At 59.8% G+C, this 20,248-nt stretch carries 19 protein-coding genes and 1 pseudogene; 12 read left to right on the forward strand and 8 right to left on the reverse strand.

Annotated elements, in window-relative coordinates:
• Window positions 1–1,083 (reverse strand): hypothetical protein, encoded by a 1,083-nt coding sequence (locus tag ACZZ0B_RS14700; protein WP_463545589.1) that lies wholly within the window; start codon window positions 1,081–1,083, stop codon window positions 1–3.
• Window positions 1,084–1,390: 307 nt separating this feature from the next.
• Here ACZZ0B_RS14700 and ACZZ0B_RS14705 point away from each other — a divergent pair, with 307 nt between their 5' ends.
• Window positions 1,391–1,666 (forward strand): hypothetical protein, encoded by a 276-nt coding sequence (locus ACZZ0B_RS14705; protein WP_008086894.1) that lies wholly within the window; start codon window positions 1,391–1,393, stop codon window positions 1,664–1,666.
• 42 nt (window positions 1,667–1,708) lie between these two features.
• Here ACZZ0B_RS14705 and ACZZ0B_RS14710 read toward each other — a convergent pair whose 3' ends face one another.
• Window positions 1,709–1,912 carry a hypothetical protein gene (locus ACZZ0B_RS14710; RefSeq protein WP_007918829.1) on the reverse strand — a complete coding sequence of 68 codons (204 nt, stop codon included), beginning with the start codon at window positions 1,910–1,912 and terminating at the stop codon, window positions 1,709–1,711.
• Between the two features lie 243 nt (window positions 1,913–2,155).
• Between ACZZ0B_RS14710 and ACZZ0B_RS14715 the strand changes: the two genes are divergently transcribed.
• From ACZZ0B_RS14715 to paoC, 4 genes are all read left to right on the forward strand, one after another.
• Window positions 2,156–3,910 (forward strand): L-lactate permease, encoded by a 1,755-nt coding sequence (locus tag ACZZ0B_RS14715; RefSeq protein WP_008086892.1) that lies wholly within the window; start codon window positions 2,156–2,158, stop codon window positions 3,908–3,910.
• A gap of 357 nt (window positions 3,911–4,267) precedes the next feature.
• Window positions 4,268–4,891 (forward strand): aldehyde dehydrogenase iron-sulfur subunit PaoA, encoded by a 624-nt coding sequence (gene paoA, locus ACZZ0B_RS14720; protein WP_463545590.1) that lies wholly within the window; start codon window positions 4,268–4,270, stop codon window positions 4,889–4,891.
• Window positions 4,888–5,841, forward strand: coding sequence for an FAD binding domain-containing protein (locus tag ACZZ0B_RS14725; RefSeq protein WP_463545591.1), 954 nt, complete (start codon window positions 4,888–4,890; stop codon window positions 5,839–5,841). Before paoA ends, ACZZ0B_RS14725 begins: the two co-directional genes overlap by 4 nt.
• Window positions 5,838–8,036, forward strand: a complete 2,199-nt coding sequence (paoC, locus tag ACZZ0B_RS14730; RefSeq protein WP_463545592.1) for an aldehyde oxidoreductase molybdenum-binding subunit PaoC — start codon at window positions 5,838–5,840, stop codon at window positions 8,034–8,036. Before ACZZ0B_RS14725 ends, paoC begins: the two co-directional genes overlap by 4 nt.
• Window positions 8,037–8,133: 97 nt before the next feature.
• Here paoC and ACZZ0B_RS14735 read toward each other — a convergent pair whose 3' ends face one another.
• On the reverse strand, window positions 8,134–8,610 hold the full coding sequence (locus ACZZ0B_RS14735) for a (R)-mandelonitrile lyase (protein WP_440096218.1): 477 nt from the start codon (window positions 8,608–8,610) through the stop codon (window positions 8,134–8,136).
• A gap of 98 nt (window positions 8,611–8,708) precedes the next feature.
• On the opposite strand from ACZZ0B_RS14735, the gene ACZZ0B_RS14740 reads away from it, so the two are divergent.
• Window positions 8,709–9,602 (forward strand): LysR family transcriptional regulator, encoded by an 894-nt coding sequence (locus ACZZ0B_RS14740; protein WP_463545593.1) that lies wholly within the window; start codon window positions 8,709–8,711, stop codon window positions 9,600–9,602.
• 170 nt (window positions 9,603–9,772) lie between these two features.
• On the opposite strand, the gene ACZZ0B_RS14745 is transcribed toward ACZZ0B_RS14740, so the two are convergent.
• A complete protein-coding gene (locus ACZZ0B_RS14745) occupies window positions 9,773–10,717 on the reverse strand; it encodes an aldo/keto reductase (RefSeq protein WP_463545594.1) in 945 nt (314 codons plus the stop codon).
• A gap of 112 nt (window positions 10,718–10,829) precedes the next feature.
• Between ACZZ0B_RS14745 and ACZZ0B_RS14750 the strand changes: the two genes are divergently transcribed.
• The 3 genes from ACZZ0B_RS14750 to ACZZ0B_RS14760 all read left to right on the forward strand — a co-directional run bounded on the left by ACZZ0B_RS14750 (window position 10,830) and on the right by ACZZ0B_RS14760 (window position 13,604).
• Window positions 10,830–11,600 (forward strand): alpha/beta hydrolase, encoded by a 771-nt coding sequence (locus tag ACZZ0B_RS14750; protein ID WP_463545595.1) that lies wholly within the window; start codon window positions 10,830–10,832, stop codon window positions 11,598–11,600.
• Between the two features lie 228 nt (window positions 11,601–11,828).
• A complete protein-coding gene (locus tag ACZZ0B_RS14755; protein WP_463545596.1) occupies window positions 11,829–12,695 on the forward strand; it encodes a CAP domain-containing protein in 867 nt (288 codons plus the stop codon).
• A gap of 144 nt (window positions 12,696–12,839) precedes the next feature.
• On the forward strand, window positions 12,840–13,604 hold the full coding sequence (locus tag ACZZ0B_RS14760; RefSeq protein ID WP_463545597.1) for a PoNe immunity protein domain-containing protein: 765 nt from the start codon (window positions 12,840–12,842) through the stop codon (window positions 13,602–13,604).
• Window positions 13,605–13,658: 54 nt separating this feature from the next.
• Here ACZZ0B_RS14760 and ACZZ0B_RS14765 read toward each other — a convergent pair whose 3' ends face one another.
• Entirely contained in the window at window positions 13,659–14,105 is a 447-nt protein-coding gene (locus tag ACZZ0B_RS14765) for an NUDIX hydrolase (protein WP_008086879.1), read from the reverse strand.
• Window positions 14,106–14,628: 523 nt separating this feature from the next.
• Between ACZZ0B_RS14765 and ACZZ0B_RS14770 the strand changes: the two genes are divergently transcribed.
• Entirely contained in the window at window positions 14,629–15,057 is a 429-nt protein-coding gene (locus ACZZ0B_RS14770) for a nuclear transport factor 2 family protein (RefSeq protein ID WP_463545598.1), read from the forward strand.
• 154 nt (window positions 15,058–15,211) lie between these two features.
• Here ACZZ0B_RS14770 and mqo read toward each other — a convergent pair whose 3' ends face one another.
• The 3 genes and pseudogenes from mqo to ACZZ0B_RS14785 all read right to left on the reverse strand — a co-directional run.
• The gene (gene mqo, locus ACZZ0B_RS14775; RefSeq protein WP_008082399.1) at window positions 15,212–16,858 is read right to left on the reverse strand and encodes a malate dehydrogenase (quinone); all 1,647 of its coding nucleotides are present in this window, start codon (window positions 16,856–16,858) and stop codon (window positions 15,212–15,214) included.
• Window positions 16,859–17,390: 532 nt separating this feature from the next.
• Window positions 17,391–18,254 carry a methyl-accepting chemotaxis protein gene (locus tag ACZZ0B_RS14780; protein ID WP_440096247.1) on the reverse strand — a complete coding sequence of 288 codons (864 nt, stop codon included), beginning with the start codon at window positions 18,252–18,254 and terminating at the stop codon, window positions 17,391–17,393.
• Window positions 18,249–19,025: pseudogene (locus ACZZ0B_RS14785) on the reverse strand (MCP four helix bundle domain-containing protein); the annotation flags it as partial. The pseudogene ACZZ0B_RS14785 and the gene ACZZ0B_RS14780, both read right to left, overlap by 6 nt.
• Before the next feature lie 222 nt (window positions 19,026–19,247).
• Between ACZZ0B_RS14785 and sodC the strand changes: the two are divergent.
• Both sodC and ACZZ0B_RS14795 read left to right on the forward strand, forming a co-directional pair.
• Window positions 19,248–19,769 (forward strand): superoxide dismutase [Cu-Zn] SodC, encoded by a 522-nt coding sequence (gene sodC / locus ACZZ0B_RS14790; protein WP_463545599.1) that lies wholly within the window; start codon window positions 19,248–19,250, stop codon window positions 19,767–19,769.
• Between the two features lie 162 nt (window positions 19,770–19,931).
• Window positions 19,932–20,246: a DUF2388 domain-containing protein gene (locus ACZZ0B_RS14795; protein ID WP_008082402.1), complete on the forward strand. Its 315-nt coding sequence runs from the start codon at window positions 19,932–19,934 to the stop codon at window positions 20,244–20,246.
• Window positions 20,247–20,248: the final 2 nt, after the last annotated feature.

The following is a 20,248-nucleotide window of genomic DNA, read 5'->3' on the forward strand; positions in this document are numbered from 1 at the left end:
TCATTCTCCTTGCACGTTGGGTTCGATCTGCTGATTGGTCGATTGCGGTGGCTGCCATTCGACACGATTGGCACCCAACCCGACCGACGGCGCGTCACTAGCCCCGAGATTGCGCTCGACCTGCCCGGCCATGTGCAGCGTACCCGCCATGACACCAGTGGTCGGGTTCTGCACCAGTTTCAACCAGGCCTTGTCGAAGGTGTTGCCCAGGCTGCTGCGGATCAGCGCCTCGCTGTCAGGGCGATCGTTGGCCTGAATGATCGCGCGGATGCCCACCACGCCCACCGAGATCATTGCCCCGGCGAGCTTGCCCGCGGCAGCGGCGACGGCACTCGCCGCACCGCGAGGCGCCATTTCCGCTTCAATGCGCTGGCTGGCCCGCTTGGCCACCGGCGCCATGCCGGCGTCGGTCGAGGCAATGCCCTTGGCGCCGCCATCGGTGTGGATCTTGTCAATCAGCGCGGCATAGGCCGGCAAGGTGTTCAGCGGTTCGGTGCTGATGACCTGAAACAGCGAAGCATCGCGCGCCGGGGGCGGGCCGAGGGCAATCGCCGGAATCTTTTGCAGACGGCCATTGAGCTGCGCAACCGGCACGCCATGACGTTGGGCGATGAGCGGCATTTGCTGCGCCATCAACTGCGCATAGAACGCCGTGGCCTGACCCAGAATCGCATCTGGATCAATCTCCACCGCCACCGGCGCCAGCACTTTTTCCTGATATTGCTCAAGCAGATACGTCGCCAGACGCTTGGCCGAAGCATCCTGCTCTCCGCCAGCGCTGATCGTGTACCAACTGACCTTCATCGACAGCCATTCCTGCGTCCAGTAGCTGCTGAACCACGGGATGAAATTTTCTTCAGTTTGCTCATAGACGCGAGTACGCCAATGTTCCATCGAGCCACGGGCGAACAGCTTGACCTGCTCGGTGGCCTGTTGCGAAGCGCTGACGATTTCGCGGTCGATCTGCTGCCAGGTCGCAGGCGAAACCACCACGGCCTGCGGCGCTGACACCGGGGCCCGCGCCGACGTGGCGCAGCCGGCCAGGAGGAACAGTGCGGCGACGACCAGCGCACGCAGGTTCACGGTGAGGGCATCCTTTGAATGAGGAAGAGGCAGTTTTGATTATAGGTGGATCAGCCGGGCCTGATGGTGGATGTACCGGCCTCATCGCTGGCAAGCCAGCTCCCACAAAGACTTATGTTGGAAACATAACCTTAGCCACAACATGGCTCCCTGTGGGAGCTGGCTTGCCAGCGATGGGGCCCGCAAATTCACACAAAAACCCGAACCATCACTGCCGTCGATATTCACCATCGCCACGATTGCCTTCCGCCCGCCGCCAACGATAGGCACGATTACCCCATCCGAGACACAACGAGGAGCACACAGCATGATTCATACCCACGTCACCCTCTCCGTGAGTTTCCCGGTGTTTGGCAGCAACTACTACGATCAGCACGCGGTGTCGCACAAAGCGCAGGCGCTGCTGTTCAACGAAGATTTCGAAGATTTGCTGATGCCCGCCGCTACCAATCATTTCAGCAATGAAGTGGTGGGCATCAACGATCAGTTCCGCTTTCTGAGCGACATTCTCGCCACCCATTTGCTGGACATCGAGGCCTCTGTGCCTGCGCGATCCAGCGTCCAGGCGAGCGCTCATTTTTAACAACAAAGGGCGTCCCATTGCGGGACGCCCTTTTCTGTTCAATCAATCATCATCCCGATCACGGTAGTAGCGACGTCCGTCGCGGCGATCGTCACGGTCATCCCAACGGCGGTCATGGTCGTAATTACGGCCATGGTCGCGGTCGTAGTGCCGGCCATGGCGGTGGTCATCATCAAAATCCGCCACACAGCCACCGAGCAAAACGGCGGCGGTCACGGTCAGCAGCATCGTTGTAGCGCGCTTCATTCAACACTTCCCTAAAACCAAGGTCTTGACGACGGAATCGGCCACGCTGCCCACGCCTTCAGGACGCGGTGCGCGCAGCCGCAGATACGACCGGGCAAATCGAGGTTGATTCACTGGCCACTAGCGACCGTTTGTCGCCCCGCCGGCCCTGTGCGGACGGCGGCGAAATGCCACCTATACTCCTTGCAACCTAGCCCCACGCAATGGATCTGCGCCCTCAATAACAACAAGCAGAGGTGGACCATGGTCTGGCAGCAAATCTACGATCCGTTCGGCAATCCGTTGATCTCCACACTGATGGCCGCCGTGCCGGTGGTGGTGATGCTCGCGGCGCTGGCGTTTTTCCACGTCAAGGCACACCTCGCAGCGCTGCTGGCGTTGGCATCGGCGCTGTTGATTTCAATCTTCGCCTTCGGCATGCCGGCGAGCATGGCCGGTTCGGCGGCGTTGTTCGGCGCGGCAAATGGCTTGTTGCCGATTGGCTGGATCGTCCTCAACATCATCTTTCTGCATCGCCTGACCACCGAGAACGGCTCGTTCAAAGTGCTACAGGATTCCCTCGCCCGAATCACCGATGACCGTCGTTTGCAGTTGCTGCTGATCGCCTTCTGCTTCGGCGCGTTTTTTGAAGGCGCGGCAGGATTCGGCACTCCAGTGGCGGTCACCGGGGCGATTCTGATCGGGCTCGGCTTTTCGCCATTGGCAGCCTCTGGCCTGGCGCTGATCGCCAACACCGCTCCGGTCGCGTTTGGCGCACTTGGCACGCCGATTATTACCCTGGCAAAAGTTACCGGGCTGGATGAAATGGAGTTGTCGATGATGGTCGGTCGGCAGTTGCCGTTCTTCTCGGTGCTGGTGCCGTTCTGGCTGATCTGGGCTTTTGCCGGTTGGCGCAAAATGCTGGAAATCTGGCCGGCGATTCTGGTGGCCGGCGTCAGTTTCGCCGTGCCGCAGTTTCTCGTGTCGAATTACCACGGGCCGATGCTGGTAGACGTGATCGCCGCACTGATTTCCATGGCCTGCCTAACGCTGTTTTTGAAGGTATGGAAACCGGCGACCATCCACACCTCGGCGGCGCTTTCCGGGCGGGTCGACAACTCGAAAGTCGATGAAGAGAAAGTCACCGCCAGCGCCGCATTCAGCGATCAGGCGCGCCCGGCTATCATGCGTGCGTGGATGCCGTGGATCATCCTCACCGTGTTCGTATTTGCCTGGGGCACGCAGGGTTTCAAAAACATCTTCGATGTGCGTCCGGCGATGGATCCAGTCACCCATTCGGCCAAGCTCGATCCGCAAGGCAAACCGGTCAACGAAGCCAACCCGATTTTCGCCCCGGCCGTGATCTTCACTTCTTTGCACCTGCAGATCGAAAAAGTCCCGCCGGTGGTGGCCGCGCCGAAGGCTGAAGAAGCCGTGTACAAATTCACCTGGTTCACGGCGACTGGCAGCGGGATATTGCTGGCAGCAATCGTCGGCGGGTTGCTGATGGGCTACTCGATTCCGCAACTGATCAAGCAGTACCTGCGCACGCTGTGGGTGGTGCGTTTTTCGCTGATCACCATTGCGGCGATGCTGGCGCTGGGGTTTCTTACGCGCTACTCGGGGCTTGACGCAACCATGGGGCTGGCGTTTGCGGCGACGGGGATTTTCTACCCGATGTTTGGCACGTTGCTCGGTTGGCTCGGGGTGGCGCTCACCGGCTCCGATACGGCCTCGAACGTGCTGTTTGGCGGTTTACAGCGAGTGACGGCAGAGCAACTCGGCATCAGTCCGGTGCTGATGGCGGCGGCAAACAGTTCGGGTGGAGTGATGGGCAAAATGGTCGATGCGCAGTCGATCGTGGTCGCTTCCACCGCAACCCGCTGGTATGGGCATGAGGGTGAGATTCTGCGCTACGTGTTCTTCCACTCGATCGTGCTGGCGATACTGGTCGGTGGATTGGTGACATTGCAGGCCTATGTGGCGCCGTTCACCTCCATGGTGGTTGGCGGGCATTAAGGTTGGGTGATCTGGCCCCATCGCTGGCAAGCCAGCTCCCACAGAGATTTGTGCTGTAAACACAATCTCACTCACAACATGCAACTCTGTGGGAGCTGGCTTGCCAGCGATGGGGCCATGTCATTCAACACTTAGGTTGGCTGACAGGGCGCTATCGCGAGCAGGCTCACTCCTACATGTAATGCGTGTCGCAGCTGCGATTGATGAGCCCTGCGCATAACTCTATAGCGAAAATCCGCAAAAACCTTTTCCTCTCTCCAGCAGTCACTCCTTAACGAGACCGGCGATCACGCTGGCTGCCCGCTTGGGCCATCGACGACCCTGCTGCCCTGATTGAGAGAGAAAAGGAATCGAACCATGACGATTTCCCGACGCGGATTTCTGATCCTCGGCGCCGTGACCGCCACGGCATTCGCGATGCCGCCATTTATCAGCCTTAAGGCCTACGCGGCCAACCTGGAGCAACCGGCCATGAGCAAAGTGACGATCAACGTCAACGGCAAGCCGCGCGCGCTTGATGTCGACACCCGCACCACCCTGCTCGATGCCCTGCGCGAACACCTGCAACTGACCGGCACCAAAAAAGGCTGCGACCACGGCCAATGCGGCGCCTGCACGGTGATTGCCGATGGCCGGCGGATCAACTCGTGTTTGACCCTCGCAGTGATGCACGACGGCAGCGAAGTCACCACCATCGAAGGCCTCGGCATGCCCGACAAGTTGCATCCGATGCAAGCCGCGTTCATCAAGCACGACGGCTATCAGTGTGGATATTGCACGCCCGGGCAAATCTGCTCGGCAGTGGCTGTCATCAAGGAAATCCGTGACGGCATTCCAAGCCACGTCAGTGAAAGCCTCACCGAGGCGCCACAGTTGATCGCCCGGGAATTTCAAGAGCGCATGAGCGGCAACATCTGCCGTTGCGGCGCCTACTCGAACATCATCGAAGCCATCAGCGAAGTCGCGGAGGTGCCAGCATGAGACCGTTCAGTTACAGCCGCGCCGATTCCCCGGCCGCCGCAGCGCAAGCCGCTCAAGCCGAAGGTGCGCGTTTCATTGCCGGCGGCACCAATCTGCTCGATTTGATGAAGCTCGACATCGAAACCCCGCTGCACCTGATCGACGTCAATCACTTGGGCCTTGATCAAATCGAGGCCACGCCAGAGGGCGGTTTGCGCATCGGCGCGCTGGTGCGCAACACCGATCTGGCCGCCGACCAACGCGTGCGCAAGGACTACGGTTTGCTTTCCCGTGCATTGCTTGCCGGTGCTTCCGGACAGCTGCGCAACATGGCGACCACTGCCGGCAACCTGCTGCAACGCACGCGCTGCCCTTACTTCTACGACACCAATCAGGCCTGCAACAAGCGCCAACCCGGCAGCGGTTGCGCGGCGATTGGCGGAGTCAGTCGGCAACTGGGGATCATCGGTGTCAGCGACGCCTGTATCGCCACGCACCCCAGCGACATGGCCATCGCCATGCGCGCGCTGGATGCACAGATTGAAACGGTCAAACCCGACGGCAGCACACGCAGCATCGCCATGGCCGATTTTCATTTGTTGCCGGGCAACACGCCGAACATCGAAACCAGCCTCACGCCCGGCGAATTGATCACCGCCGTAACACTGCCGGCGCCCGTCGGCGGCACACACATTTATCACAAGGTACGCGATCGCTCGTCATACGCGTTCGCCTTGGTTTCGGTCGGCCTGATCCTGCAAAAGGACGGCAGTGGCCGCATCGCTGTCGGCGGTATTGCACCGAAACCATGGCGCGTCGAGGCCGCCGAAGCGCTGTTGCCCAAAGGCGCAAAAGCCGTCAGCCAACGTCTCCTCGACGGTGCGACGCCAACCCATGACAACCAATTCAAACTGACCTTGGTGGAGCGCACGCTCGGCTCGGTGTTGGCCCAAGCGAGGGACGAAGCATGAAATTCGACACGCCCGCCACCACCAACCCGATTGACCAGTTGAAGGTCGTCGGCAAAGCCACCGACCGCGTCGAAGGCCCGTTGAAAACCAGCGGCCAGGCGCCTTATGCCTATGAGCAGCATGAGGCCGTGGCCAATCAGGCTTACGGCTTCATGGTCGGCTCGGCCATCGCCAAGGGGCGGATCAACAACATTGATCTGGAGGACGCCAAAGCTGCGCCCGGCGTCCTGGCCATTGTCACCGCCGCCAACGCCGGCAAACTCGGCAAGGGTAAATACAACGCCGCGCCATTGCTGGCCGGGCCCGAGATTCAGCACTATCACCAGGCCGTAGCGCTGGTGGTCGCAGAGACCTTCGAACAGGCCCGCGCCGCTGCGCAAATGGTCAAGGTCGATTACGTTACCGCCGAAGGCAAGTTCGACCTGGCCAGCGTGCGCGACCAAGGCGTCGAGCCGAAAGACGAGTTGCCTGATGTCAAACACGGCGATTTCGCCAAGGCTTTTGCTGCCGCACCGGTGCAGTTCGACCAGACCTACACCACGCCGGATCAGTCCCACGCGATGATGGAGCCGCACGCGACATTGGCCGCGTGGAAAGGCGATCAACTGACCCTGTGGACGTCGAATCAGATGATCGCCTGGAGCGTCGCCGACATCGCTGCCACCCTCGGTCTGCCGAAGGAAAAAGTTCGGCTGATCTCGCCGTACATTGGTGGCGGATTCGGCGGCAAACTGTTCATCCGCGCCGACTCAATCCTTGCGGCCCTCGGTGCGCGTATGGCTGGCAGACCGGTAAAAGTCGCCCTCGCCCGCCCGCAGATGGCCAACAACACCACCCACCGCCCCGCCACCATTCAGCACATTCGCATGGGCGCGACGGCGGACGGCAAACTCACCGCGATCGCCCACGAAGGCTGGTCGGGCAACCTCGCAGAAGGCAAGGTCGAAGTTGCGGCGCAGCCTAGCCAATTGCTCTACGCCGCTGAAAATCGTCTGGTCAGTATGCGTCTCTCACCGCTGGATCTGCCAGAAGGCAACTCCATGCGCGCGCCAGGCGAAACCCCGGGGTTAATGGTGCTGGAAATTGCCATGGATGAAATGGCCGAGCAGCTCAAACTCGACCCGATTCAGTTCCGCATCCTCAACGACACGCAGGTCGACCCGGTCAAAACCGACCGGCCATTTTCTCAGCGACAGTTGATCGAATGCCTGCAAGTCGGTGCTGAAAAGTTCGGCTGGAACCAACGTAAAGCACAACCCGGGACCCGGCGCGAAGGTCGCTGGTTGATCGGCATGGGCGTAGCAGCGGCGATTCGCAACAACCTGTTGGTCAAGTCCGGCGCGCGAGTACGGCTGGAGCGCGACGGCAGGGTCACGGTGGAAACCGACATGACCGACATCGGCACCGGCAGCTATACGATCATCGCGCAGACGGCAGCGGAAATGATGGGCGTTGAGTTGAAGGATGTGACCGTGCATCTGGGTGATTCGAGCTTCCCCGTTTCGTCCGGCTCCGGTGGGCAATTCGGCGCCAACTGCTCGACCGCCGGCGTCTACGCCGCGTGCATGAAACTGCGCGAGGCAGTAGCCGGCAAGTTGGGTTTGGCAGCAGATCAAGCGGAGTTTGTCGACGGTCAGGTACGAGTAGGCGACAAGCATGTGCCGCTGCGTAATGCGGCGCAAAACGGCGCAATAACGGCCGAGGACAGTATCGAGTTCGCCGACCTTGCCGAGCAGTATCAGCAATCGACTTTTGGCGCGCATTTCGTCGAAGTCGCGGTGGACGCAGCAACCGGCGAGGTGCGCGTGCGGCGGATGTTGGCGGTGTGCGCGGCCGGGCGAATTCTCAACCCGAAAGCGGCGCGCAGTCAGGTGATCGGTGCGATGACCATGGGCGTCGGTGCGGCGTTGATGGAAGAGTTGTCGGTGGACAAAAAGCTCGGCTTTTTCGTCAACCATGACCTGGCCGGATACGAGGTGCCGGTGCATGCCGACATTCCCCATCAGGAGGTGATTTTCCTCGATGAAACCGACCCGATCTCGTCGCCGATGAAGGCCAAAGGGGTCGGTGAGCTGGGCATCTGCGGCGTCAGCGCGGCGGTGGCGAATGCCATCTACAACGCCACTGGAGCGCGGGTACGGGATTACCCGATCACCCTCGATAAAATCCTCTCTTCACTCCCCGAAATGATCTAACTCTGTAGGAGCTGCCGCAGGCTGCGATCTTTTGATCTTGCTTTTAAAAAATCAAAAGTCAAAAGATCGCAGCCTGCGGCAGCTCCTACATGGACCATTAGTCGATCTGTGGGTATTGCTCGGCGCTCACCTGCTCCATCCATTCCACCACTTTGCCATCGAGCACTTCAGCAATGGCGATGTGGGTCATGGCCGTGGTCGCTGCCGCACCGTGCCAATGCTTGGCGCCCGGCGCAATCCACACCGTATCGCCTGGACGAATCTCGCGCACCGGCTGCCCCCATTCCTGCACATACCCCGCCCCGGCGGTGACGATCAATGTCTGTCCCAGTGGATGCGTGTGCCAAGCGGTGCGCGCACCCGGCTCAAATGTCACCGTCGCGCCACTGACCCGCGCTTCATCAGAGCCCTTGAACGGCGCATCGACGCGCACAGTGCCGGTGAACCAATCCGCCGGGCCACGGGCCGAAGGTTGCGAGCCATTGGGCGTAACGCTCACCCGGGGATTTTCATTGGCCTGTACCTCACCCGCCAGCAGGGACAGGGTCAACGCAGAAGCAGCAATCGGGTTCATGGCAATGTCCTCCTCAGAATCAATGCAATTACTTTACCGACCCGCACTCTTTTGATAATCGACTAGAATTCGAAAAAACTTATGCAGGACACTCATCAATGCTCCGAGAAAACGCCACCGACCTGCTCGCCTTCCTCGCCGTGGCCCGTGAACGTAGCTTCACCAAAGCCGCGGCCAAACTCGGCGTCTCGCAATCGGCGCTGAGCCACACCATTCGGGCGCTCGAAGCACGCCTTGGCCTGCGCCTGTTGACGCGCACCACCCGCAGCGTCTCTCCCACCGAGGCCGGCGAACACCTGCTGCAAACCATCGGCCCGCGTTTCGAAGAGATCGAAGTGGAACTGGCCGCCCTGAGCAACCTGCGCGAAACCCCGGCGGGCAAGATCCGCATCAACGCCACAGACCATTCGCTGGACTGGCTGCTGCGCCCGGTGCTCAAGGAATTCCTGCCCCAATACCCCGACATCGCCGTCGAAGTCAGCTGCGATTACGGTTTCGTCGACATCGCCGGGCAGGGTTTCGACGCCGGCGTGCGCTTGGGCGAAGACGTTGCGCAAGGCATGATCGCCACACGTATCGGCCCGGACATGCGCATGGCGGTAGTTGGCTCGCCCGCGTATTTCGCCAAACGCAGCGCCCCGCAAACCCCACGCGACCTGACCGACCACGCCTGCAACAATCTGCGCCTGCCCACCAATGGCGGGCTCTACAGCTGGGAGTTCGAGAAGGATGGCGAAAGCCTGAAAGTGCGGGTGTCCGGGCAGATCACCTTGAACGGCGTCTACCCGTTGCTTGATGCGGCGCTGGATGGCTTCGGTCTGAGCTACATTCCGGAAAACATCGTCGCACCTTATCTGGCCGACGGGCGCCTGGTGCAAGTGCTGGAGGATTGGTGCCCGACCTTCGCCGGTTACCACCTGTATTACCCGAGCCGGCGCCAGGCAGCACCGGCATTCGCGTTGTTGCTGGAAGCGTTGCGCTATCGTCCCTGACCCCAACCGCCAACCTGCTTTCTGTAGGAGCCGAGCTTGCTCGCGAAGAGGCCATATCAGTCGATATTTTCGCTGACTGATACACCGTTTTCGCGAGCAAGCTCGGCTCCTGCAAAATTTGTTGCAAGAGTTGGCCCACGCGCGTGGCACAAGCTGGATATCCCCGCTGACTAGCCCAGTAAAGCAATCAACTGATGCCGCTGCGCATCCGTGAGCATCGGCCCGAATCCGGCCCTGACGTTGTCGGCCATATAACGCGGATTGCTCGTCCCCGGAATCACACAGGTCACCGCCGGATGCGCCAGCAGAAACTTCAGCGCCAGTTGCGGCCAGCTGTTGACTTGGACGTCCGACACCCACGCTGGCAGCGGTTTACCCTTGAGCCGGCCCAGTAAACCACCGCCGCCGAACGGCCGATTGCAGATCACCGCGACCCCTCGCTCGCGGCACAGCGGCAGAATCCGCTTCTCGACGCCCCGGTCATCAAGGGCGTAGTTGATTTGCAGAAAATCCAGCTGTTCGGCCTTCAGCACCGCTTCGACTTCATCGTAGGCCGACGGCGTGTAATGAGTGATGCCGATGTAGCGGATGCGCCCCTGCGCTTTCCACTCGCGCAACGTCGGCAGGTGCGTTTGCCAGTCGAGCAGGTTGTGGATCTGCATCAGGTCGATGCGTTCGGTGCGCAGCAGGCTGAACGACTGCTCCATTTGTGCGATGCCCTCCTTGCGCCCGCGTGTCCACACCTTGGTCGCCAGAAACGCCGGCGAACGCGGTTCATGGATCGACAGCAGTTCACCGGTGGTCTGTTCGGCGCGGCCATACATCGGCGAGCTGTCGATCACCGTGCCGCCCTTGGTGAACAGCTCATCGAGCACTGCGGGCAATTGCCGATAAACCGGGTCGCCCGGCGCCACATCGAAACCGCGATACGTGCCCAGACCGACCAGGGGCAATGACTCTGAGCTGGAGGGGATGGCGCGGGTCTGCATGGTTTGGCCTCGGGTAGTCGCGGAAGGCGTGGCTGCGGCCAACGCCCGATCAAAAGTGAAGACTGCCGAAACCCCGGCAGCCAGCGTGAGCAATCGGCGACGGGAGTAACCCTCAGTGTGGCTCATGCTGGTTCCCCTGCTCCGTGGATCTGTTGCATGTTGTGTGCGCAGGCTGCCCGGCGAACACCCTGAACTACACTGCGACAGCAAACCTTCTTGTCCCGTTAAAAGTAGCCGAATGTCCCGAACCCTGATGTCACTCGTCGTATTGATCGTCGCCGTGTACCTGGCGCTGTGTGCGGCGCTGTTCTTTTTTCAGCGCTCGTTGATCTATTTTCCGCAGCCCAGTGCGGTGAATTCGGCCGACTCGCGCCTGAAACTGGCAATGCCCGATGCGGACGTTTGGGTGACCACGCACGAGCGCGTCGGCGCGCGGGCACTGATCTATTTTGGCGGCAATGCCGAAGACGTCTCGCGCAACGTGCCGGAGTTCGCCGCAGCATTTCCCGATTACGCGTTGTATTTCCTGCACTACCGTGGCTTCGGTGGCAGCGGCGGTTCGCCGTCCGAAGAGGCGATTGCCGAGGATGCCCTGGCGCTGTTTGACCAGGTGTATGCCAGCCATCCGCAAATCGCCGTGGTCGGGCGCAGCCTGGGCTCGGGGGTGGCCGTGCGTCTGGCCAGTCAGCGGCCGGTGCAAAACCTGATTCTGGTGACGCCGTACAACAACCTCGAAGAAGTCGCCGTGAAACAGTATCCGTGGGTGCCGGTGAAATGGTTGCTCAAGGATCGCTACGAGTCGGGCAAGTACGCCGCGCATTTACGCGTGCCGACGTTGCTGCTGGCGGCGAGTGATGACGAGGTGATAGCGCGGGACAGTACGCAGCGCTTGCTGGAGAACTTCCCCAACGGCGTGGCGACGCAGAAAATCGTGCCAGATTCGGGGCATAACTCGATTTCCGAGCGTCGTGAGTATTGGCGGTGGATGGGGGATGTGTTGAATCGGTGATGTCTGGACGCCTGAAAAATTGTGTGGTCCTACGACCACATCGCGAGCAGGCTCACTCCTACAGGGGAACGCGTTCCAATGTAGGAGTGAGCCTGCTCGCGATGGCGTCATCCCGCCACAAAAGCCAAGCTACGCCATGAACCAAGTCCAGAAACCCCAGTCCTATTCGCGCCGCTTTCTGCGGCGCAACCCATTTGAGCGCTGTCTTTCTTCTGAGCCATCCACCCCATGCGCCACGCCGTTCGCTCGTCTCGCCTTGTTTCGCTGTGCCTGCTGATCCTTTCCCCCCTCGTCACCACCACGGCCCACGCCGGTGCAGAACGGCAACTGGTGGCTGCCATCAACGATTACCGCGCGCACCCACAGCGCTGTGATCGGCGCCCCGCGCAACGGCTGGCGCCGCTGGCACTGAAATCCAATCTGGTGCTACCCAACGGTTATCGCTACAGCGGCGGCATGCGCGAGGCGCTGAAGTCAGCGGGGTATTCGGCGGTTGCGGTGCGCAGTATCCGCATCGTCGGTGCGCAGGACGCAGAAGAAGCCTTCGACCGACTGCAAAGCGACTATTGCGGTGCATTGCTGGATGCAACCTACGCCGACATCGGCATCCGTCGTACTCGCAGCGAATGGCAAGTGGTGCTGGCCCGCCCGGTGCTCGACAGCCGCGTCGGTGACAACCGCAGTGTCGGCACAGCGTTGCTCGCCGAGGTCAACGCCGCCCGCGCCCGCCCAAGAATGTGCGGCCGCCAGCGTTTCGCGGCGGCGCGACCATTGAGCTGGAATGGGGCGTTGGGCGCAGTGGCTCAGGGCCACAGCAAAGCCATGGCGTATGGCAACTATTTCGCCCACCGCGATCCTGATGGTGATCTGCCGGCGGATCGTGCCAAAGCGGCGGGTTATAGGGGTCGACAGGTCGGCGAAAATATTGCCGCCGGGCAGAGTTCACCGGGCAAGGCGATGGCCGGATGGCTGGCCAGTCCCGGGCATTGCGCCAACCTGATGAACCCGATGTTCACACAGGTCGGCGCCGGTTTTGCCAGTGAGGCGCGCAGCGATGAAGGGGTTTACTGGACAATGCTGTTCGGCGCCCCCTGATTTCCCTTCCAATGTAGGAGCTGCCGCAGGCTGCGATCTTTTGATGTTGTTTTTTCAAGATCAAAAGAATACGTTCGTGCGCTTGATCGGCCTACCCGAATGCCGCACCCTTTGCGCGTTTTTTTCCAATGTATGGATCCCTGTATGCCAATCGAGCGTCAGCCGTATTTCAGTGCGCGCCACTACGAAAACTTCTTCAAAGAACACGATGAGGTGATCGAGTTTTGCAAGACCAACCGATTCGAGTCCGACTCCGACGAAGAAGAAGCCTCCCTGCGTGCGAGACACATGCAGGGCCTCGCCCTGGATAAGCTACTGGCGACTTACACGGCCGGAGAAGCCATCGAGTTACTGGTGCCATTGCTTGAGGATGTGATTGAAAAGTATGAAGTGCTGCAGCGTGCGCTAGAGATCTATAACGAACTCGAACATATTTCCCCGCTGGCGATCGATGACTGGCCGAACGATTATCAAGAAGCGGTTCAAGTCATGGGGCTGTGCATTTTGTTGCACCGCCACGACTTGCTGGCACGCTTCGTCAAACTGCTGGACCAGGCTGGTTATGCCGGCGATGACACGCTGTATGAGGATCTGCTGACAAAAGTGCTGCCGGGGCGGCATGACATCGATCAGTGGTATCACGACGCCTATACGCCGCTTGTTCAGGCGATTTACGTGGAGACGGCTGAAGCAGCTTCGGCGCGCCTGGATGAGTTTTGCCAGGGCTGGTACGCGTCCTTCGAACACGCGCCCTGGCATGACACTCACTTGCAGGGCGAGTGCGGCAACTTCGTCGGTTACTGGGCGATCGAAGCGGCAGCCATTGCCTTTTTGTACAACATCGATGACAGCAAAATCGATCACATGTTCTACCCGAAAGACCTGATCGAGTACGCACGCAATCATTGAGGCGATGCACGTTGCAATCAGGCGCAAGGCGCACATCACGACCTTGCGCTGAACTCAATCAAGCAACCCGGCGTTCTTCAGCAGCGCCTCCAGCCCCACCGGCACCAACGGCGTCTGTTCGCTGAAGCTGGCGCTGTCATGCCAGCGCACGGTGAAGGCAGCGCCGTCACTTTCATGCCCCTCAAGGTGGGATCGCTCATAGAGGCTGGAATCGGCGAAGTGAGCGTCATAGACCTGGACGATCTCGTGGCCGGGCGTGCCGTTGTAGACGAACAGACTTTCGAGCGTCCCGAGCAGTTGAAGCGCGGTCATCGCAAAGCCCAACTCCTCCTCGACTTCTCGGGCAATTGCCTGGGCGCTGGTTTCGCCGAATTCGATGCCACCGCCGACAGGCCGGTAGATCGTCTGCTGTGTGACGGGGTCGTGAAACTGATTGACGAGGATCCGGCCTTTGTCATGAAAGACGCAGAGTGCGAGCGCGCGAATACGTTGTTCGGCCATGAGTGTGAAGTCCATTTGCAGTTTTTTGGGCGCGGCATTAAAACATGATTAATGCGCCCCAATCCGTGAACTTCACACGCTCAGACGTCGTTGTGAGGTCAGACCGGAGAAATGGTTGCCAGCATGCCGATCAGAATGGTCAATGTCAGAAATCCACCGAGAAAAAAAGCCATCTTGTTCATGTTGCTCTCTCCATTGCTGAGCTTGCGGAGCACCGGACGCTTCGGGATGAAGAACTGTCGCGAGTGACCGGACTGCGCAGCTATTCTGAGCCTGTGACTGAACCGGTTACAGAGGCAGATTGAAACGAAAAAAGCGTATCAGATGACATCTGATCCTGTCGCGGCCGGGATTTTTTGATCTTTTCTTTCGAGATTGAAAGTCAAAAGATCGCAGCCTGCGGCAGCTCCTACAGGTGTGCATGGGGGGATATTCAGGGGATAGCAACATGGTTGCCTTGTTGGCGTGTTGATCTAGAGTCATCGCCATCGTCTGAACAACAACAAAAATAACCGGAGTGCACATGACTGAGCTGAAGCTGCAAGCCAACGTTGCAGAGTCCCTGAACCGCTGGCACGAGATAATCCGCACCGGCAACTTGAGCGCCCTGCCCGAGCTGCTCGATGCGCAAGCCGTGTTTCGCTCGCCAATGGCACACACGCCCTATCCCGGCGCACCGGTGGTGTCGATGATCCTCAATACGGTGTTCGAGGTGTTTGAGGACTTCCACTACCACCGTGAACTGGCGACAGCGGATGGTTTGAACGTGGTTCTGGAATTCAGCGCCAAGGTGGGAGCGAAGGAGCTCAAAGGCATCGACATGATTCGTTTTGATGAGCACGGCAAGATTGTCGAGTTTGAAGTGATGGTGCGACCGCTGAGCGGATTGCAGGCGCTGGGTGAAGAGATGGGCCGTCGACTCGGCGCGTACCTCGCCTCCGCCAAACCCTGAATGGACCTGTAGGAGCTGCCGAAGGCTGCGATCTTTTGATCTTAAAAACAAGATCAAAAGATCGCAGCCTTCGGCAGCTCCTACAGGGGGACAGTGCATAAAAAAACCCACTGACCGTCGCCGGTTCAGTGGGTTTTGTGTGTCAGGGGTCTAGTTAAAGAGCCATGTCACGTGCAGCGTTTTCCTTCGGTGCTTCAGCTTTTTCAGCAGCAGGTGCGGCCGGAGCAGCTACCTGACCGATGACTGGAGGCGTCGGCAGTTCGAGGATCTTGGCGGTGTAAGCCCACTCTGCAGCCACTTTGGCTGGATCGCTGTTCAGCTGAGTGCCGTAGCTTGGCACGATCTGATGCAGCTTGGTTTGCCACTCTGGGCTAGCCACTTTGTCTTTGAAGACTTTCTGCAGCACGCTCAGCATGATCGGAGCAGCGGTCGACGCGCCTGGCGATGCGCCCAGCAGGCCGGCGATGGAGCCGTCTTGTGCAGCAACGATTTCGGTGCCCAGTTTCAGCACGCCGCCAGCGGCTTCATCACGCTTGATGATTTGCACGCGTTGGCCGGCTTGCCACAGGCGCCAGTCTTCGGCTTTGGCGTTCGGGAAGTATTCCTTCAGCGCGTTCATGCGGTCTTCATCCGACAGCATCAGTTGGCCAGCCAGGTACTCGACCAGCGGGTACTCCTTGATGCCGACCTTGGTCATAGGCCAGATGTTGTGGGTGGTGGTGCTGGTCAGCAGGTCCAGGTACGAACCTTCCTTGAGGAACTTGGTGCTGAAGGTCGCGAATGGGCCAAACAGGATCACGCGCTTGCCGTCCAGAACACGGGTGTCCAGGTGCGGAACGGACATCGGCGGTGCGCCGACCGATGCTTTACCGTAGGCCTTGGCCAAGTGCTGTTCAGCGATGGTCGGGTTATCGGTCACCAGGAACGAGCCGCCTACCGGGAAGCCAGCGTATTCCTTGGCTTCAGGAATGCCCGACTTCTGCAGCAGGTGCAGTGCACCGCCGCCAGCGCCGATGAACACGAACTTGGCGTCGGTTTCGGTTTTAGTGCCGTCTTTCAGGTTTTTGTAGCTGACACGCCAAGTGCCATCGGCATTCTTGGTGATGTCCTCGACTTCGCTCGACAGTTTCAGATCGAAGTTAGGCTTGGTTTGCAGGTGGGCAGCGAACTGGCGGGTGATTTCGCCGAAGTTCATGTCGGTACCCAGCGGGCTCCAGGTGGCCGCGATTTTCTGGTTCGGGTCACGCCCTTCCATCATCAGCGGAACCCACTTCTTGATCACAGCCGGGTCTTCGGAGTACTGCATGCCGGCGAACAGCGGGCTCGCTTGCAGGGCTTCGTAGCGCTTTTTCAGGAACTTGATGTTGTCATCACCCCACACGAAGCTCATGTGCGGCGTGGTGTTGATGAACGAGCGAGGGTTCTTCAGAACGCCTTGCTGAACCTGCCAGGCCCAGAACTGACGGGACACCTGGAACGCTTCGTTGATCTCGACGGCTTTCGGGATCGTCACGTTGCCTTTGTCGTCTTCCGGGGTGTAGTTCAGCTCAGCCAGAGCCGAGTGACCGGTACCGGCGTTGTTCCAGCCGTTGGAGCTTTCCAGGGCGACGCCATCGAGGCGCTCGACCATTTCCATCGACCAGCTTGGCTCCAGCTCATTGATCCACACACCCAGGGTGGTGCTCATGATGCCGCCGCCGATCAGCAGAACGTCGACTTTCTTTGCTTCGTCAGCATTGGCGGATGTCATCCCCATCGCCAAAGCCAGACCCAGCAGGGCTGTGTTCACTTTTTTAAACATCTGTTGCACCTATGATAAAACGCCTTCCGCCCGCCGCTGTTATCTGTATGCGATCCGCTTTGATGACGCTCAGGCTAGCGTCGCAGATTCCGGCACACTTCAATTTTGACGGGTGGGCACACAAGGCCGACGTGCTGCATCGACCTCAGTTAATGTCCCTTCTGAACTGACTTTTTATCATTATTGGCTTCAGCTACTTGAGCGACAGGGATTCCGTCAGCCCGCCCGAAGGCAAGCAAACTGAATTAGGTCAAACCAAGTTGGCGCGCAGAATATCACGTCAGGGCAAACCCGCGCGTCTGTTCCCGACTTGAGAGTCTTTTTCCGCTCAGGGGCTTATCGGCCGATAGCAGCTGAACATGACCGTGTGTTTTATCAATAGCGTCAGGGTGACGGGTCTGGCCTCATCGCGGGCAAGCCCGCTCCCACAAAGTTTGATGGTGTTACCAGGTTTGTATTTACACCGCAGAAACTGTGGGAGCGGGCTTGCCCGCGATGGCGTCAGGCCCGACACCATAGAACCGCCCTGCTGTCACAACCGAAACCGATCCACCGACTGCGCCAGCTGCCCTGCCAGGCTCGACAGCTCATCGGTGGTAGTCGCCGTTTGCCCGATCACCCGGCTGTTGCCCTCGGACATCCCGGCAATCATTTCCACCTGGTGGGCAATCTCGTTACTGGCCTGACTCTGCTCGCCAATCGTGCGGGTGATGTCGTTGACCAGTTGCGTCGTGCTCAACGTGGCGTCGAGGATTTCGCGGATCGCCCGCTCGACATCCGCCGTCACCGCCATGCCTTTGTCGACCTGCGCAACCCCCGCTTCCATGCTGCTGACTGCCTCGCGCGTGCTGCTTTGAATACGCGCGACCATCGCGGCGATTTCCTGGGTAGAAGCACTGGTGCGCGCTGCCAGACTGCGCACTTCGTCGGCCACCACGGCAAAGCCCCGACCCTGTTCTCCCGCGCGAGCGGCTTCGATCGCGGCATTGAGCGCCAGCAGGTTGGTCTGGTCGGCAATGCTCTTGATCACCTGAATGATGTTGAAGATGCCTTCGGATTCCTGATCCAGCGTGCGGATCACCTGTGCCGACTGTTGCGCCGAACGGGCGATGTCATCCATGTCACTGACCACTTGATGAATCACCCCGCCGCCCTCCTTGGCAAGGTTTTCGGCCTGGCTGGCCATGCTCAAGGCACGTTCGGCGTGGCGGGTGATTTCCTCGATGCTCGCGGTCATCTGGCTGGCCGCGGCAGCCATGGTGCTGGCGGCGACACTTTGCTGCTGGCTGCTGTCGGCGACCTGATGGCAACCGTGACTGAGCTGCTCGCTCATGCCGCTGACGCCATGGGCATTGCTGCGCACCACGTCGATCATGTTGCGCAAATCCCGCTGCATGGTTGCCAGCGTACGAATCAGGGCGCTGGCTTCGTCCTTGCCGGTTGGCTCGTTGATCGGCTCGCTCAGATTACCGTGGGCGATGCTCTCGGCGATGCGGCTGGCGGTTTGCAACGGCCCCGTGATGCTGCGAATCACCCAGCGCCCTTCCACCATTAACAGCAGCAAACCGGCGAGCAACACGACAGCGAGGGCGATGTTGGCGTTGCGGATGGCAGCTTCAGTGGCTTCGCTGGTTTGCCGGGTATTGCTTTCAATCAACTCGCTCAACGCGGCCATCTGTGTTTCGAGCTGGCTGAAGGCGCTGTTGAACGTGCCGAGTTCCTGCTGCGCAGCCTGCGGATTGTCCAGCGCCAGACCGACAATCCGTTCACCGGCATTGATGTAGGTGTCGAGGCTCGGCTTGATCTGCTCCAACGCCGTGCGCAACGTCGGGTTGATCGGCAGCTTGAGATTCTCCTCCAGCACTTCACGGAAATGCCCCGCATGCTCGTCGATCGAGTTTCGCGCTTCGACTGCCGTGCTGGTGCTTTTGCCCAGCCCGACCAGCATTGCCGAGTAGACATCGGCGCGCAGGGCGTCGTGCATCATGTCGGCTTCCATGTGGTTGCGCAGCGCGCTCATGCTGACCGCGTTATCGCTGACTGCCGTGGCCATCCGCTGATTGCCGACATAGCTGACCAGACTGACCAGCAACGCCGTCAGCAGGCTAGTAACAATCAGCAACACTAAACGCAGTTTGATCGACACCGGGTTTTCCTCCTTGGTCACGCCCGTAAACGCTTGTCAGACCTTCAGTTAAGCCTATCTGCGCAGGTCTGCCGGGCCAGTGCGTGTCAGCAGGTGTCCGCGTGAGGGCTGAATGCCAGAAAACTTTCCGATTGCGTGACAAGTCACACTTTGCACGCAGGCGGCCGAGGCCTTCATCGCCGGTTAATGCCGGCCGGCTATTGAGTCCGTCATTGAAAAACCCTCATGCACAAGGAAACGCTTATGAAACGCGCTCTGTGGTTAGGCTTGCTCGGCACCTTCGCCATCGGCACCGCGCAGGCAGCGACGGAAAAAGTCGCCATCAATCTGGTCAGCGCCGACGGTGCGCCGCAGGCGATCGGCTCGGTCACTGTCAGTGAAACGCCGTACGGCCTGTTGTACACCCCTGATCTGAAATCCCTGCCGGCCGGCATCCATGGCTTTCATGTGCATGAAAACGGCAGTTGCGAGGCGGGTATGAAAGACGGTGTCAAAGGCGCAGCACTGGCTGCCGGCGGCCACTTCGACCCGCAAAAAACCGGCAAACACCTCGGCCCTTACGCCGATGGCCATCTCGGCGACTTGCCGGCGGTTTACGTGACAGCTGACGGCATCGCCAACTATCCCGTACTGGCGCCACGCCTGAAAAAGATTTCCGAGATCAAGGGGCACGCGCTGATGATCCACGCCGGTGGCGACAACCACGCCGACATGCCCAAACCGCTGGGCGGTGGCGGTGATCGCATGGCGTGCGGGGTGATCTGACGCTTCTCCGTGGAAAAAACCGGGCAGCCCCGCCATGGCGCTGCCTGCGTTTGCTTTGCAAAAACGCAGACTTTGCCCTGCCACGGAACTCCCGCCCACCAAGCCCCTCTCACATTATGTAGTCCTTCCCTTTTTGCTTCGCGCTTGTGGAGGAACACCGTCATGCGCAAGTTAGTGCTCGTTTCTTCTTTACTCCTATGCCTGCCCGTTGGCTCCGCTCTGGCCAAAGTCGATGCCGGAGATGTCGCTACCTCGGCCGGTGTCTCCGCGTCGCTGTACTCGACCTTCAAGGATCACAAAATGGTGATTCCGGCCCGTGACGACTTGTCTGCATTTGTCGCCAGTGGCGGGGCCATTCGTGGGGTTTATCTTGAATCCGTGCTGCAACAGGTTCGCCAGGACAACCCTGGCCTGAACGCCAGCGATGAAGACCTCGCCAATGCGATTCTGGTGCATTACGAAGGTTTGAATCAGTAGCG

The organism is Pseudomonas sp. AC247 (assembly GCF_979258015.1).